The organism is Crenobacter cavernae, from assembly GCF_003355495.1.
Classification (GTDB): Bacteria; Pseudomonadota; Gammaproteobacteria; order Burkholderiales; family Chromobacteriaceae; genus Crenobacter; species Crenobacter cavernae.
The window spans coordinates 960,985-975,779 of sequence record NZ_CP031337.1; the positions used below are offsets into that span (position 1 = coordinate 960,985).

16 protein-coding genes are annotated in these 14,795 nt (G+C 65.4%); 10 read left to right on the forward strand and 6 right to left on the reverse strand.

Going from position 1 to position 14,795, the window contains the following annotated elements:
* Window positions 1-26: 26 nt before the first annotated feature.
* The 6 genes from DWG20_RS04685 (at window position 27) to DWG20_RS16095 (ending at window position 5,437) form a co-directional block, all read left to right on the forward strand.
* Entirely contained in the window at window positions 27-641 is a 615-nt protein-coding gene (locus DWG20_RS04685) for a c-type cytochrome (RefSeq protein WP_115432720.1), read from the forward strand.
* 81 nt (window positions 642-722) lie between these two features.
* Window positions 723-2,744 (forward strand): cytochrome c biogenesis protein ResB, encoded by a 2,022-nt coding sequence (locus tag DWG20_RS04690; RefSeq protein WP_115432721.1) that lies wholly within the window; start codon window positions 723-725, stop codon window positions 2,742-2,744.
* Window positions 2,744-3,886 (forward strand): c-type cytochrome biogenesis protein CcsB, encoded by a 1,143-nt coding sequence (gene ccsB / locus DWG20_RS04695; protein ID WP_115434727.1) that lies wholly within the window; start codon window positions 2,744-2,746, stop codon window positions 3,884-3,886. The genes DWG20_RS04690 and ccsB overlap by 1 nt, the downstream gene beginning before the upstream one ends.
* Window positions 3,887-3,978: 92 nt before the next feature.
* Window positions 3,979-4,263, forward strand: coding sequence for a GIY-YIG nuclease family protein (locus DWG20_RS04700; protein ID WP_115432722.1), 285 nt, complete (start codon window positions 3,979-3,981; stop codon window positions 4,261-4,263).
* Window positions 4,264-4,445: 182 nt separating this feature from the next.
* Window positions 4,446-5,159, forward strand: a complete 714-nt coding sequence (locus tag DWG20_RS04705; RefSeq protein WP_115432723.1) for a GNAT family N-acetyltransferase — start codon at window positions 4,446-4,448, stop codon at window positions 5,157-5,159.
* Window positions 5,160-5,269: 110 nt separating this feature from the next.
* A complete protein-coding gene (locus tag DWG20_RS16095) occupies window positions 5,270-5,437 on the forward strand; it encodes a hypothetical protein (protein ID WP_181880974.1) in 168 nt (55 codons plus the stop codon).
* 328 nt (window positions 5,438-5,765) lie between these two features.
* On the opposite strand, the gene copK is transcribed toward DWG20_RS16095, so the two are convergent.
* Together copK and DWG20_RS04715 are read right to left on the reverse strand one after the other, a co-directional pair.
* On the reverse strand, window positions 5,766-6,053 hold the full coding sequence (gene copK / locus DWG20_RS04710) for a periplasmic Cu(I)/Cu(II)-binding protein CopK (RefSeq protein WP_115432724.1): 288 nt from the start codon (window positions 6,051-6,053) through the stop codon (window positions 5,766-5,768).
* A 285-nt stretch (window positions 6,054-6,338) separates the two neighbouring features.
* Complete coding sequence (locus DWG20_RS04715; RefSeq protein WP_115432725.1) at window positions 6,339-7,538, reverse strand: amino acid aminotransferase; 1,200 nt, start codon at window positions 7,536-7,538, stop codon at window positions 6,339-6,341.
* A 141-nt stretch (window positions 7,539-7,679) separates the two neighbouring features.
* On the opposite strand from DWG20_RS04715, the gene DWG20_RS04720 reads away from it, so the two are divergent.
* The 3 genes from DWG20_RS04720 to DWG20_RS16550 all read left to right on the forward strand — a co-directional run bounded on the left by DWG20_RS04720 (window position 7,680) and on the right by DWG20_RS16550 (window position 9,393).
* Window positions 7,680-8,330, forward strand: coding sequence for an MBL fold metallo-hydrolase (locus tag DWG20_RS04720; protein WP_115432726.1), 651 nt, complete (start codon window positions 7,680-7,682; stop codon window positions 8,328-8,330).
* 66 nt (window positions 8,331-8,396) lie between these two features.
* The gene (locus tag DWG20_RS04725) at window positions 8,397-9,065 is read left to right on the forward strand and encodes a substrate-binding periplasmic protein (RefSeq protein WP_115432727.1); all 669 of its coding nucleotides are present in this window, start codon (window positions 8,397-8,399) and stop codon (window positions 9,063-9,065) included.
* Window positions 9,066-9,072: 7 nt separating this feature from the next.
* Window positions 9,073-9,393 (forward strand): MGMT family protein, encoded by a 321-nt coding sequence (locus tag DWG20_RS16550; protein WP_115432728.1) that lies wholly within the window; start codon window positions 9,073-9,075, stop codon window positions 9,391-9,393.
* A gap of 121 nt (window positions 9,394-9,514) precedes the next feature.
* Here DWG20_RS16550 and DWG20_RS04735 read toward each other — a convergent pair whose 3' ends face one another.
* Window positions 9,515-9,976: a YehS family protein gene (locus DWG20_RS04735; protein WP_115432729.1), complete on the reverse strand. Its 462-nt coding sequence runs from the start codon at window positions 9,974-9,976 to the stop codon at window positions 9,515-9,517.
* Window positions 9,977-10,542: 566 nt separating this feature from the next.
* On the opposite strand from DWG20_RS04735, the gene DWG20_RS04740 reads away from it, so the two are divergent.
* Window positions 10,543-10,782 (forward strand): hypothetical protein, encoded by a 240-nt coding sequence (locus tag DWG20_RS04740; RefSeq protein ID WP_115432730.1) that lies wholly within the window; start codon window positions 10,543-10,545, stop codon window positions 10,780-10,782.
* A 356-nt stretch (window positions 10,783-11,138) separates the two neighbouring features.
* Here the strand turns inward: DWG20_RS04740 and DWG20_RS04745 are convergent, their stop codons facing one another.
* The 3 genes from DWG20_RS04745 to DWG20_RS04755 all read right to left on the reverse strand — a co-directional run bounded on the left by DWG20_RS04745 (window position 11,139) and on the right by DWG20_RS04755 (window position 14,783).
* Complete coding sequence (locus DWG20_RS04745; protein ID WP_115434728.1) at window positions 11,139-11,942, reverse strand: methyltransferase domain-containing protein; 804 nt, start codon at window positions 11,940-11,942, stop codon at window positions 11,139-11,141.
* Between the two features lie 325 nt (window positions 11,943-12,267).
* Entirely contained in the window at window positions 12,268-13,935 is a 1,668-nt protein-coding gene (gene pgi, locus DWG20_RS04750) for a glucose-6-phosphate isomerase (RefSeq protein WP_115432731.1), read from the reverse strand.
* The gene (locus DWG20_RS04755) at window positions 13,932-14,783 is read right to left on the reverse strand and encodes an SIS domain-containing protein (RefSeq protein ID WP_115434729.1); all 852 of its coding nucleotides are present in this window, start codon (window positions 14,781-14,783) and stop codon (window positions 13,932-13,934) included. The genes pgi and DWG20_RS04755 overlap by 4 nt, the downstream gene beginning before the upstream one ends.
* Window positions 14,784-14,795: the final 12 nt, after the last annotated feature.

The following is a 14,795-nucleotide window of genomic DNA, read 5'->3' on the forward strand; positions in this document are numbered from 1 at the left end:
GTTACGCATTCTCTCAAGGAGCGACCATGAAAGGTAAGATGCTGTTGGCGATCGCGGCTGCGGCCCTCGCCGGGAGCGCGCTCGCGGCGGCCCCGGTGTACAAGGGGGACCCGGCCAAAGGCAAGCTGATCGTCGATCAGGTATGCGCCGCCTGTCACGGTGCGGACGGCAACAGCGCGGCGTCGGCCAACCCGACGCTCGCCGGCCAGCACCAGAAATACCTGTACGAACAGCTCAAGGCGTTCAAGGCCGGGACCCGCAAGAACCCGATCATGATGGGCATGGCCTCGCCGCTGTCCGACGACGACATGTGGAACGTCTCCGCCTACTTCAGCCAGCAGAAGGTCAAGCCGCGCGAAGCCGCCGACAAGACGCAGATGCCGCTGGGCAAGAAGCTCTACACCGGCGGCAACTTCAGCACGCGCGTGCCCGCCTGTATGGCCTGCCACGGCCCGGCCGGCGCCGGCATGCCGGACCAGTTCCCGCGCCTCGGTGCGCAGCATGCGGCGTATATCGTCAAGCAGCTGAACGACTTCAAGGCCGGCACCGACCGCCAGAACCAGACCATGGCCGATATCGCCTCGCGCATGAGCGACGCGGAAATGAAGGCGGTGGCCGAGTACGTCTCCGGCCTGCGCTGATCGCTGCGTCGCAACTTTCCGGCGTAGCCGGGTTCAAAGGGGAAGCCTCGAATCGGGCTTCCCTTTTTCGCGTTTAATAATATGACCGTTCGCCAGAAAACCTTCCGCAACGCCCTCTACGAACTGCTGAGCTCGATGCGCTTCGCCATCGGGCTGTTGACCATCCTCGCCATCGCCTCGGTGGTCGGCACGGTGCTCAAGCAGAACGAGCCCTACCCCAACTACGCGTTCGAATTCGGCCCGTTCTGGTTCCGCGCGTTCGAGGCGCTGGGCCTGTACGACGTCTACCATTCGGGCTGGTTTCTGACCATCCTCGCCTTCCTCGTGATCTCGACCACGCTGTGCATCGTGCGCAACGGGCCGGGCTTCATCAAGGAGATGAAGAGCTACCGCGAGAAGGCGAGCGACAACTCGCTCGCGGCGATGAATCACAGCGTCGAGATCGCCGGCTCGGCCAACCCTGAAAAGCTGGCCGCCTACCTGACGCAGCGCGGCTTCCGTCTCAGGACGCGCGAGCGCGCAGACGGCAGCCTCTTGATTGCCGGCAAGAAGGGCGTCGCCAACCGGTTCGGCTACTTCTTCGCGCACATTGCGATGGTGGTGATCTGCATCGGCGGCCTGATCGACGGCAACCTGCCGCTGAAGATCGGCGAGATGATAGGCCGCATCGTGCCCGAGACGCAGGACATGCCACAGTCGCAGGTGCCCGAACAGAGCCGCCTGTCGGCCGGCAACCTGTCGTACCGCGGCAACGTCACCGTCGCCGAGAACAAGAGCGCCGACGTGATCTTCCTGAACGCAGGCCGTGGTTACCTGGTGCAGGAACTGCCGTTCATCGTCACGCTGAAGAAGTTCTACGTCGACTACTACAGCAACGGCATGCCCAAGCTGTTCGCCAGCGACCTCGTGATTACCGACAAGAAGACCGGCAAGGAAACGGCCGCCACGATCAAGGTCAACCATCCGCTCGAGATCGACGGCGTCGCGATCTACCAGGCGAGCTTCGGCGACGGCGGTTCGCCGTTGACGTTCAAGGCGTGGAACCTCGGCCAGGCTTCGCAGCCGCCTTCTACGGTGAAGGGCGTGTCGCTCGCCGGCCAACCGTTCGAGGCGAACGGGCAGCGCTACACGCTCGAGCTCGGCGAATTCCGCCTGTTCAACATCGAGGACACGCGCACCAGCAATGCCGAGGCCGGGCCGAAGACGCTGGAGTCGCGCATGAAGGACGCGCGCGAGGTGAAGAAGGACGTCAAGTTCATGAAGAACCTCGGCCCGAGCGTCACCTTCAAGCTGCGCGATTCGCAGGGCCAGGCGCGCGAGTTCATGCACTACATGAGCCCGATCGAGCAGGATGGCGCGCGCTACCTGATCGCCGGCGTGCGCGGCCAGGTGTCCGAACCGTTCCAGTACCTGCGCCTGCCGGTCGACGACCAAGACCAGCTCGACGGCTTCATGCGCCTTAACGCGGCGCTGAAGAACCCGGCGCTGTACGACGAGATCGCGCGGCGCACCGCCCAGAAGGCGCAGCAGGGCCGCGCGATCAGCCCTCAGATGCAGGGGCAGTTCGAAAGCAGCGTGAAGTGGATCCTGAGCCGCTTCGGCGACGGCGGCTTCAAGGGCCTCGAATCCTTCCTCGATGAAAAGGTGCCGGCCGACAAGCGCCAGGCGGTCGCGCAGACTTACGTGAAGATCCTGCAAGGCGCGGTGATCGATGTGATGGACGTCGCCCAGCAAAAGGCCGGCCTGCCGCCGTGGCCGAAGGACGCGGCGCACTACCGCATGCTGCTCGACGGCCTGGTCGCGGCGAGCGCCTTGAACGACTACAAGGCGCCGGCCTTCCTGCAGCTGACCGACTTCACCCAGGTGCAGGCGTCCGGCCTGCAGCTGACGCGATCGCCGGGCAAGAACCTGGTCTATCTGGGTTCGCTGATGCTCGTGATCGGCATCTTCCTGATGTTCTACATCCGCGAAGTGAGGATCTGGCTGAGGCTAGGCGATGGGAAAGTGCGTGTCGCGATGGCGTCGAACCGGCATAATCGTGAACTGGATCAAGAGTTTGCGCGTCACCGCGACGCGCTAGAGCAAGAAATGAGAGATCAATGATGGAATTGGCGCGCGACTACAGCGAACCTAACCCGCTGAAAAAACTGGCGCTCGGCGACTGGCTGTACGCGCTGGTGGTGTTGGCGGCGGCCGGCACCACGTTCGGGCTTTACGGCGGCGCGATGGACTACTACGAACACGCGATCCTCGCCGGCGCGACCGTCGGCCTGACCGGGCTCGGCTGGTTCTGGAAGGCGTTCCGCTGGTATCTACCGCTGTGCGGCGCGGTCGCGCTGGCCGGCATCGGCCTCTACGACCACGACCTCGCGCGCGCACAGGTGTCGTTCGGGCTGAAATACGCGCTGTCGAGCCAGTCGGCGATCATGTGGATGTGCACGCTGTTCTTCCTGGCGACCGGCGTGTACTGGGCGGGCCTCTTGAAGCGCTCGGACACGCTGACGCGCATCGCGTCCGGCCTGACCTGGGCGGCGGCGGTGATGGGGCTGGCAGGCATGTTCGTGCGCTGGTATGAGAGCTATCTGATCGCCCCCGACGTCGGCCACATCCCGGTGTCCAACCTCTACGAAGTGTTCGTGCTGTTCTGCCTGATCACCGCGCTGATGTACCTCTACTACGAGGCCAAGTTCGCCGCGCGCCAGATGGGCGCCTTCGTGCTCTTGGTGATCTCGGCCGCGGTCGGCTTCATCCTGTGGTACACCTTCGACCGTCAGGCGCACGAGATCCAGCCCTTGATCCCGGCGCTGCAGTCGTGGTGGATGAAGATCCACGTGCCGGCCAACTTCGTCGGCTACGGCGCATTCGCGATCGCGGCGATGCTCGGCCTCGCCGAGCTCGTCGCGCTCAGGGGCTGGCTCGCGGGCAAGCTGCCGGCGCCCGAGGTGCTCGACGAGGTGATGTACAAGGCGATCGCCGTCGGCTTCCTGTTCTTCACCATCGCGACCATCCTCGGCGCGATGTGGGCGGCCGACGCCTGGGGCGGCTACTGGAGCTGGGACCCGAAGGAAACCTGGGCGCTGATCGTCTGGCTGAACTACGCCGCCTGGCTGCACATCCGCCTGGTGAAGGGCTGGCGCGGCGCGCCGCTCGCGTGGTGGGCGCTGATCGGCATCTTCGTCACCAGCTTCGCCTTCCTCGGCGTCAACATGTTCCTGTCGGGCCTGCACTCGTACGGCAGCCTGTAAGCCGCGCAGCGCAAGAACACAAAAGGTTGGCCGAGCTCGGCCAACCTTTTTTTTATGCACCTTGCCTGCAACCGGCATAGCCTATTGTCATCATGCCTTGGTATCTTTATATCCTCGAATGCGCCGGCGGCCGGCTGTACACCGGCATCAGCACCGACGTCGCGCGCCGCTACGCCGAGCACGCGACGGGCAAGGGCGCACGCTTCACCCGCGCCCACCCGCCCGAGAGACTACTGCTGACGGTCGAGTTCGCCAGCCGCTCGGACGCGCTGAAGGCCGAGTGGGCGGTCAAACAGATGCGCAGCGACGCCAAGCGCGCGTGGTGTGCGCGCCACGCCGATACGCTCAGCCAACCCTTGCCTGCGGAGTCGCCATGACGACGCTCTCGCCCGCCCTCCCCGTTCTGCGCGGGTTCGACGCGAGGCCGAGGATGCTGATCTACCCGTTCGGCAAGCGGCTATGCTTAAACCAGCCCCCTGTAGAAGTGCGCCCGACGGCGTGCGGCGACGCGTGCTCCGGTTGCGCCTTTTTCCACCCCTAGCACGGACAGCCTGCCCTTATGGAACACCTGAATACCCTCGGCCAACCCGTGGGCGAGCCGATGCCCGACTGGACCCCTCCTCCGCCGCCGTCGCGCAGCGCGCTCGCCGGCCGGCACGTGCGGCTCGAACCGATCGAGATCGCGCGCCACGCCGAAAGCCTGTTCGCCGCCAACACGCTCTGCCGCGACAACGCGATGTGGACCTATATGCCGTACGGCCCGTTCGCACACTACGCCGACTACCGCGACTGGCTGACCGCCTACGTCGGCAACGACGACCCGCTGTTCTTCGCCATCGTCGACGCGAAAAGCCACGAGGCGCTCGGCCTCGCCGCCTACCTGCGCGTCGACCCGGAAGCCGGCTCGATCGAGGTCGGCCACCTCGCGTTCTCGCCGCGGCTGCAAAAGAGCACCCCCGCGACCGAAGCGGTCTACCTGCTGCTCAAGGAAGCGTTCGAACTCGGCTACCGCCGCGTCGAATGGACGTGCAACGCGCTGAACGCGCCGTCGCGCCACGCCGCCGAGCGCCTCGGCTTCACCTTCGAGGGCGTGTTCCGCCAGCACCGCGTCGACAAGGGCCGCAACCGCGACACCGCGTGGTATTCGGCGCTCGACGGCGAATGGCCGGCGCTACGCCACGCGTACGAGGCGTGGCTGGACTCGGCCAACTTCGACGACGAGGGGCAGCAGCGCCAGTCGCTAGCGTCGATGATCGCCGCGTCGCGCGGCTGACACGAGCCGACTCGCGAGGGTCGGCTTTATCGTATTTGGCGACGGTTCGCCGGCCCGCTTCTGCATCGGCGCACCGTCTTCGAGGCCGTGATCCGTTGCGAGCGGGCACGGTGGAACGGCGGCTGGCGAGCTACCCGTGCACCGGCTGGCCGGTCGGCGTCGATCGGATCCGGGCGGAGAAGAACAAGCCGTGCCGAGCCGAAAGATGGCTGAAGGAACGCTTCCAGAAGAAAAAGGGGTGCAAGGTCGACAAGGACGGGCAGACGACGACGCGGTAGAGAAGAATGAAAAAGCTCGGCCAACGTCGGCCGAGCCTTTGCTGCCCGAGGGATACACGTTGGCCGAGCCCCTGTATTGGAGTTCGGTCAAGCTTCGCTTGCCGGCAATTCGGCGCAATGCGCTACGCTCATTCGCCCTAAGGAGCTGACCACGGAACAGCCCTACGGCCCTTGCCGACGCCTTGTCCGTCGTCGAGCGAGATTCGGGCCTGCCCCGCCCCGCCCCGCAGGCCATTGCGGTGGTCAACTTTACGCAGTCAGGCCGGCGATCTCGACGCATCAAAAAGGGAGCGGCCCCGACGGGGCCGTTCCCAGAGCCAAGGGAGAATTAGTTTCCTTGGTGCCCCTCCTTAAGCAGAGATTCGAGGCGCATGACCTCGTCGCCGACCATCATGAGCTTCTGGCCGTCCTTGGTTTCCATCACCTCGCCCGGTTTCATGCGGAATGCGCGACCGAGTTTATTTTCCATGGACATCTTGCCGTCCTTGAAGACGTAAAGCGTTGCACCATCTTTCAGCTCGATTATTTGCTGCGCCGCAGCGCGGGCGGCATCGTGGGCAAATGCGGGAGCGGCAACGGCACCCAGCGCAGCGATCATCAACAGTTTTTTCAGCATTTTCTCTCTCCTCGAATAAATCGGACCCGCGTTAATCGTCCCAACGCAATCCAATATAGCCCCTCACGGCAGGTCGCTCCGGCGGCGCCCAAGGCCGGCCGGGCCCTGTTGCGGGCGAGGATAAAGACGGCTCATGCGGGCACACAGATGCCACGGCGAGGGGAGAGCCACCAGCAAACAGGGCGCGATAAGCGCGGCGCCCTACACCATACGTCCCAAAAAAGGTTGACCGAGCCCCGGTGCATTGTGGGGCTCGGCCAACCTTTTCGTTTCAACCGCCGAAACTCAGCGCGCCAGCACGTCCGCCATCGCCGACGCGACGTACTCGACGTTGCGGGTGTTCAGGCCCGCGACGCACATGCGGCCCGAGCGTACCAAGTAGATCGCATACTCTTCGCGCAGCGCGTCGACCTGCTGAGGCGTCAGACCCGTATAGCTGAACATGCCGCGCTGGGTCAGGAAGTAGGAGAAATCCTTGCCCGGCACCTTGGCGCTCAATACGTCGTAGAGCTTCCGGCGCATTGCCTTGATGCGCTCGCGCATGGCCTTCACCTCGCCTTCCCACTCTTCGCGCAAGGCCGGATCGAGCATCACGCTCGCGGCGACCTGGCCGCCGAAGGTCGGCGGGCTCGAGTAGATGCGGCGCACGGTGAACTTGAGTTGGCCGAGCACGCGTTCGGCCTCTTCCTTGTCCGCGCACACCACCGACAGCCCGCCGCAGCGCTCGCCGTAGTACGACAGGTTCTTAGAGAACGAATTGCTGACGAAGAAGGTGACGCCGGCGTCGGTCATCGCGCGGATCGCGTGCGCGTCTTCCTCGATGCCGTCGCCGAAGCCCTGGTAGGCGATGTCCATGTAGGGGATCAGCTTGCGCGCTTTGACCACTGGGATGATCTCGGCCCACTGCGCCGGGGTCAGATCGACGCCGGTCGGGTTGTGGCAGCAGGGGTGCAAGAGCACGATGCTCTGCTCGGGCAAGGTTTTCAGCGCGGCGAGCATGTCGGCGAAGCGCACGCCGCCGGTGGCCGCATCGTAGTACGGGTAGTCGTGGACGGCGAAGCCGGCGCCCTCGAACATCGCGCGGTGGTTGTCCCAGGTCGGATCGCTGACCCAGACTTCGCTCGCCGGGAAGTAGCGCTTCAGGAAATCGGCGCCGACCTTCAGCGCGCCGGAGCCGCCGATGGTCTGGATGGTCGCGATGCGGCCGGAGGTTACCGCCTCGTGCGCGGCACCAAACACCAGCGCCTGCACCGCCTGACGGTAGTTGGCTGCGCCTTCCATCGGCAGGTAGGAGCGCGGCGCGGCGAGCTGGGCGCGCGCGGCTTCGGCCTTCTGCACCGAGCCGAGCAAGGGGATGCGGCCTTCCTCGTCGTAGTAGAGGCCGATGCCGAGGTTGACCTTGTTCGGGTTCGCGTCCTTCAGATAGGTGTCGACGAGGGAAAGAATCGGGTCGCCGGCGTAGGCGTCAACGTGCTGGAAAACCATGATGGGGGCCGTTCGGGTAGTGGATCGGGAGACCCCCTTATGTTGACACGGCAGGCGCCCCGAACGGAACCGCCGCGCGCTGGTCGCCGCTGCTGGTGCGTGCCACACTAGCCGCATTGCAACCTTGCCCCTACCCCTGTCATGGCCCTGAAATTCCAGATCGTCCCGGTCACCCCGTTCCAACAGAACTGTTCGATCTTGTGGTGCGACGCCACGCGCCGCGCGGCGGTGGTCGACGCCGGCGGCGACATCGCGCGCATCGAGACGGTCGTCGAGCAGCTCGGCGTCAGCGTCGAGAAGCTCTTGCTGACCCACGGCCACATCGACCACGCCGGCGCCGCCGCCGCGCTCGCCGCCAAGCTCGGCGTGAAGATAGAAGGCCCGCAGAAGGCCGAGACCTTCTGGCTCGACCAGTTGCCGCAACAGGGCAGCATGTTCGGCTTTCCTGCAAGCGCGCCGCTGACGCCCGACCGCTGGCTCGAAGAAGGCGACACCGTCAGCGTCGGCGACGAGACGCTGGCCGTCATCCACTGCCCGGGCCACACACCAGGCCACGTCGTGTTCTACAGCGAGAGCGCCGGCCTGCTCGTCGCCGGCGACGTGCTGTTTGCCGGCTCGATCGGCCGCACCGACTTCCCGATGGGCAACCACGACGACCTGATAGCCGCGATCCGCGGCAAGCTGTTCAAGCTGCCCGACGCCACCGTCGTCATCCCCGGCCACGGCCCGAACACCACCATCGGCGTCGAGCGCGCGAGCAATCCCTTCGTCGCCGACGCGCGTTATCGTTAACTAGGCTTTCCCTCGCCGCGCCTTCCGGTTACCTTTCTCGAAAGCAAAAACGAGAGAAGAGACGGTATGTGGCGCAGCGTAGCGGTCCTGTGTGCAAGCGTATTCCTGGCGGCGTGGTCGATGACGGCCAGCGCCGCGCCTCCCTTGCGCATCACCTGCTTCGACGTCGGCCCTCTCGATGCGGCCGCGCAGCCCCGATTGCGCGCCGCCTACGCGAAGATCGGCCGGTCGGTCGAGTTCGTCGTGATGCCCGGCGCGCGCGCGCTGCAGGCTACCGTCAACGGCGCTGCGGACGGCGAACTGCTGCGCGTCGCCGGGCTGGAAAACATCCACCCCGAGCTGCGCCGGGTGCCGGTGCCGCTGATCGAATCGCGCACGACCGCCTACGCCCGGCGCGGCGAAGCGCCCGACCTGTCATCCGGCTGGGCGGCGCTGCGCCGCTACCGTTTCGCGTATACGCACGGCACGCGCATCGTCGAAGAACACGCAGGCGACCTGCCCGGCGGCTTTGCAGTAGAGAGCGTCCGCCAGGCCTTCAGCATGCTGATGGCGCGCCGCGTCGACCTCGTCATCGCCGAACGCGGCAACGCAAAGATGCACCTGCGCCGGATGCGGCTGGATGCCGACGTTAAAGCGGTCCGGCCTGCGCTGCAGGTCACGCCGCTCTACCATTACCTCAACCGCCGCCACGCCGACCTCGCGCTCGGACTGGCCGAGGCGCTGCGCCATCCCTGAACCCGCCATGACCCTGCCCAACGACTTCACCGCCCGCCTCGCCGCCCAGCTCGCCGCCGTGCCAGAAGGCCGCGTCGTCAGCTACGGCCAGCTGTCCGAACTCGCCGGCCGCCCGCGCCACGCCCGCCACGTCGGCCAGTGGCTCAAGCACCTGCCCGAGGCCAGCGGCCTGCCGTGGCAGCGCGTCGTCGCCAGCGACGGAACGATTCCCGAACGCGGCGAAGGCCGCGCCGACTGGCAACGGATGCTGCTGGAAGAGGAAGGCGTGCCGTTCAAGCGCGACGGGCGGGTGGACATGACGCTGGCTCGGTGGATACCGGAGGGATGACCGCCCGAGATGCAACAGATCGGCTGCCCGGTGCCCGAATAAGGCATTCTCTCGCCATGACAAAGGCCCGCGAATTGCGGGCCTTTGTCATGGCGATACGGCGGGCCGATCCCGATAACGGTCAGCGGCGGATGCGCTGCGTCAGCCCTTTCAGGAAGTAGCGCAGCAATTGGTCGCCGCAGTTGCGGTAATTCGCATGCCCGGGCTTGCGGAACAGCGCGCTCAGTTCCGGCTTGGACACCTTGAAGCCGGTCGACTCCAGAATCGCCAGGATATCGTCCTCTTTCAGCTCGAAAGCCACGCGCAGCTTTTTAAGGATCGTATTGTTGGAAACGGACAATTCCACCGGCTGGGCGGGCCGGCTTTCATCCTTGCCGCGCCGGTAAACGATCAGCCCGTCCAGGAAATGCGCCATGAACCCATCCGGGCAATTCAGATAGCCTTCTTCTTCGTCTTTTTTCAGAAAAGCGATGACATCCGGTTTCTGCACCTCGCCGCCAGACAGTTTGACCATATCGACAATTTTGGCTTCGTTGAGGTCCAGCATATAGCGTACGCTGCGCAACACATCGTTATTGATCACTTTTTACTCCGGATTCATTCAATCGCCGCCGAGCGGCTAGCCAAACAGCATACTTCCCCGCTACTTGAGAGCGGTGCACGGCGTATTGTAGCGTTCAAGCCGGCAGACTGGCTCGAACGACGCTTGGCCAGTGACCGATCCCGGACGACAACGCGGCGCCAACGCAGTCACCCTGCCTGGAGAGGCCGCCGTGCCGCGGCGGTTAGCGATCCCGCGAGCAGAATGCATCGCTCGGAGCGTGCGGCCGGGGGCGCAGAAAATAGGTGCGCGGCGCGGCGGGAGAATCCCGCCATGCTGGCCGAGGCTCGGCGGCTTTTCTATAGGGCGAGAGTCAGGACGATGACATCGCAAGCTGCCGACTGCCGGCCCGTTTTTTTTTTCCGCCTTCGCCCGTAAGAAGCCCCACGGCCGCTCGACTAAACGGTACAAGCAAAACGAATCGGCTTCATTGAACCAGGGGGATGAACGACCCGACGTCCCGATGTGGGCAGACAGGATGTCCGGCATGGCTTGCCGGACTAAATGGCTCATCCGACGTCGAATCTTGCCTCAACCGGAGATGAATCATGAAATCGAACGTCCTGATTGCAACAGGCCTGGCTCTTTTGAGTTCCATGAGCTTTGCGGACGGCGGCGACAATGCGCGTGCCACGCGGGAGCGCCACAGCGCCACCCACATGAGCAGTCAAATGTCCTCGACGCCGACGATGCAGGAAAAGGCATTGACCGATGAACAGCGCGCGGCTCTCGACGCCTACGCCGGCAAGGCGATCCAGGCCTATCCTGAAGACTATCGGGGAAATTAGTCCAGGCATGGAATCGGGGCGCCAGTCGGCGCCCCTTTTCACGTCGGCAGCACGGCATTCCTATTCCGCGACGACGTCAACACCCTGGGCTCCGGGTAAGGCGGCCTGGCTTTTCTGGCCAATTTCACATTGTTCATCCTTTGCCCGAACAGATTTTTGATGTCGGTTCGGCCAGCGGGCAGGGGGCTGCCGCGCATGATCTGGCTTGTTGCTTTTGGCCAAAAGGTTGGCCGACCCTGCCGAATGCTGGGCTCGGCCAACCTTAATCATCCGGTGCAATGCGGCTGCGCCTTATTGCACCCTACTGTCCGGCAAGCATTAGACGGTGAATCTTCCACTGTGCTCATGCATGCCTATCACTCTTTCGTCGCCGTGACGATGTGGGCAAGGATACGGAACTTTACCTTACCGTCGGCGGAGATGAACGGCTCGAGCACGCGCTCCGCTTCGGCGATGAGCGCCCCAAGCTGGCCCTCGTCCAGGACAATCTGCGCGAGAGGAAACCAGCCCTTCACGTCGGCCAGGACCATAGCACTGATACTCGGGAAGCGGGCCGTCCCCTCGTGGGTCGCGACCACGGCCGAGGCGATGCCGGCGTCGGCGAAGAGCGTCGACAGCTCCGCCGTATCGCCGAGCGCGAAGGGGAAGCGAAGGGCGTTGGCCGCCGGCTCGCCGACCAGGCGCCCGAGGAGGGAGGCCATGGTCGCGTAAGCCGGTATGTTGTCGAGCGAGTCGAACACCGCCACCGCCAGACGCCCGCCGGGGACCAGGACGCGAACCATCTCTCGCAAGGCGGCTCGCCTATCCGTGAAAAACATGAGTCCGAACTGGCTGACGACGGCGTCGAAAGACCCGTCTTCAAACGGAAGGGACTCCGCCGCGCCTTGCCGCCATTCGATCTCGGGTGCAATCCGCGCGGCCTCGGAGAGCATGCCCGGATTGATATCCAGGCCGATCACGGACCCACCCGGACTCACGCGCATCGCCGCGAGCCTTGCCAGCACGCCGGTGCCACAGGCCACGTCCAGCACCCGGTCACCGGGACCGATCCGTGCCGCATCCGCGACCCGTTTCGCCCATTCCTGAAACAGCGCCGGAACCAGTCGTTCTTCGTACGCGGCCGCGATCTCTGCCAGTTCTTGGAGGCTCAACTCGCTCATCGCACTCTCCTCGTCGCCGCTCATGATTCGTTCACCGGCGCGCGAGCGGCGCGTGCAACCGATGGTTAGGGACGGCTAGGAGCCACTCAGATCGGGCCCCCAACCAGGGCGAGGTCCCAGAGCACCAGCCCGGCCCCGGCGAACCGGCCCTGCCCGACATAAAGACGTAAATAAGAGCTCGGGGCCCGATGGCTGCGCTGGCCCCATAAACATAGTCAACAAATGTCGCTATCTATCCACTGTCGAGAGCCTCGGCCAACCTTATGAACAACAAAAAAGGCCACCGCATCCGCGATGGCCTTGTCGACGCCAGACAACACAAATCCTATGCGCCGGAACCGCCCTCGCGCCCGCCATTCACCCTCTGGTAGAGCCCAATCAGCCGCGCGGTCGAGCTGTCGTGCTCGGCCGCCTCGCGCGTGCCGGACAGCTCGCCGTGGATGGTCTTCGCCAGCTGCTTGCCCAGCTCCACCCCCCACTGGTCGAACGAGTTGATGTGCCACACCACGCCCTGCACGAAGATCTTGTGCTCGTACAGCGCGATCAGCGCACCGAGGTTCCTCGGGTCGAGCCGCGTCATCAGCAGCGTGTTGGTCGGCCGGTTGCCGCCGAACACCTTGTGCGGCACCAGCGCCTCGAGCGCGTCGCCTTCCAGGCCCTGCGCCGCCAGTTCGGCGCGCACCTCGTCGGCGGTCTTGCCGCGCATGAACGCCTCGGCCTGCGCGAACACGTTGGCGAGCAGGATCTCGTGGTGGCCGGGCAGGCTCGAGGTGTTCTCCAGCGACGCGATCAGGTCGATCGGCGTGGTGTGCGTGCCCTGGTGCAAGAGCTGGAAGAACGCGTGCTGGCCGTTGATGCCGGTCTCGCCCCAGATGATCGGCGCGGTCTCGAAGTCGACCGGCTGGCCGTCGAGCATGGTCTGCTTGCCGTTCGACTCCATGTCCAGCTGCTGGATGAAGGCCGGCAGCCGGTGCAGGTACTGGTCGTACGGCGCGATCACGTGCGAGCCGCCGCCGTAGAAGTTGATGTACCAGATGCCGACCAAGGCGAGCATCACCGGCATGTTCTCGGCCAGCGGCGCGCTCTTGAAGTGGCTGTCCATGCCGTGCGCGCCGTCCAACAGTTCGAGGAAGTTCTCCTCGCCCAGGTACAGCATGATCGGCAGGCCGATCGCCGACCACAGGCTGTAGCGGCCGCCGACCCAGTCCCAGAACTCGAACATGTTCGCCGGGTCGATGCCGAACTCGGCGACCGCCTGCTTGTTGGTCGACACCGCGACGAAGTGCTTGGCGACCGCCGCCTCGTCGCGCGCGTATTTGAGGAACCAGTCGCGCGCGGTGTGCGCGTTGGTCAGCGTCTCGTGCGTGGTGAAGGTCTTCGACTCGATGACGAACAGCGTCGTCTCCGGGTGCACGCGGCGCAGCGTCTCCTTCAGCTGCGCGCCGTCGACGTTGGACACGAAGTGCATGTTCAGCCGCGGGTGGCCATACGGCCGCAGCGCCTGGCACACCATCAGCGGGCCGAGGTCGGAGCCGCCGATGCCGATGCTGACGATGTCGGTGATCGGCTGGCGCGTGTAGCCGAGCCACTCGCCGACGCGCACCGCGTGCGCGAAGCGGCCCATCCGTTCCAGCACCGCGTTGACCTTGGGCATCACATCGATGCCGTCGACCAGGATCGGCGTGTTGGCGCGGTTCCTGAGCGCGACGTGCAGCACCGCGCGCTGCTCGGTGCGGTTGATCTTCTCGCCGGCGAACATCGCGTCGATCTTGGCCGGCAGGCCGACCTCGTCGGCGAGCTGTAATAAGAGAGTCAGCGTCTGGTCGCTGAGGCGGTTCTTCGAATAGTCGAGCGTCAGGCCCTCGACCTCGAGCCAGTAGCGCTCGGCGCGGCCCGGGTCGGCGGCGAACAGCTCGCGCAGGTGCCAGTCGCGCGCGCGCGCGAAGTGGTTCCACAGGGAACGCCAGGCGGGCAGGGTGGTGAGCGCGCTCATGATTCGTTCTTTCTTTCGCGCAAGCGCCGTCCCGACAGGTTGCGCTTGGATTTTTCCAACAGGTCGATCACGCCGGGGCCGCGCCGCAGCGCGACGCCGACGGCGAGGATGTCGATCAGCACCAGGTGCATCAGCCTCGACAGCATCGGGCTCACGCTGTCGGCGTCTTCGGGCACGTCGATGGTCAGCGCGACGTCGGCGAGCTCGGCCAACGGCGAGTCGCGCCGCGTCAGCGCGATCACGCCGGCGCCGCTGTCGCGCGCGACGTGCACCGCGTCGAGGATCTCGAGCGAGCGGCCCGAGTTGGAGATCGCGACCAGCACGTCGTCGGGTGTCAAGACGCTGGCTGCCATGGTCTGGATATGCGGGTCGGCGTAGGCGACGGTCGCCATGCCGAAGCGGAAGAACTTGTGCTGCGCGTCGGCGGCGATGATGCCCGAGTTGCCCATGCCGTAGAACTCGATGCGGCGGGCCTCGGCCAACCTCTTGACCGCGTCTTCGAGCGCGGGCGGGTCGATCTGGCTGCGGCAGTGCATCAGCGCCGACAGCGTGTTGTCGAACACCTTGGCGGCGATGTCGGCCGGCGCGTCGTCGGCGCTCACCGCCGCGTGCACGTAGGGCACGCCGCTGGCGCGGCTCTTGACCAGCTTCAACTTGAAATCCGACAGGCCGGTCGCGCCGAGGCTGCGGCAGAAGCGAATCACCGTCGGCTGGCTGACCCCGGCGAGCCGCGCGATCTCGGCGACCGGCGCCGACTGCACGCTCTCGGGGCGCGCGATGACCAGCTCGGCGACGCGCGCCTCGGCGGCGGAAAGGCTGGGCAGGCGCGCGGCGATCTGTTCGAGCAGGCTGGCGCCGAC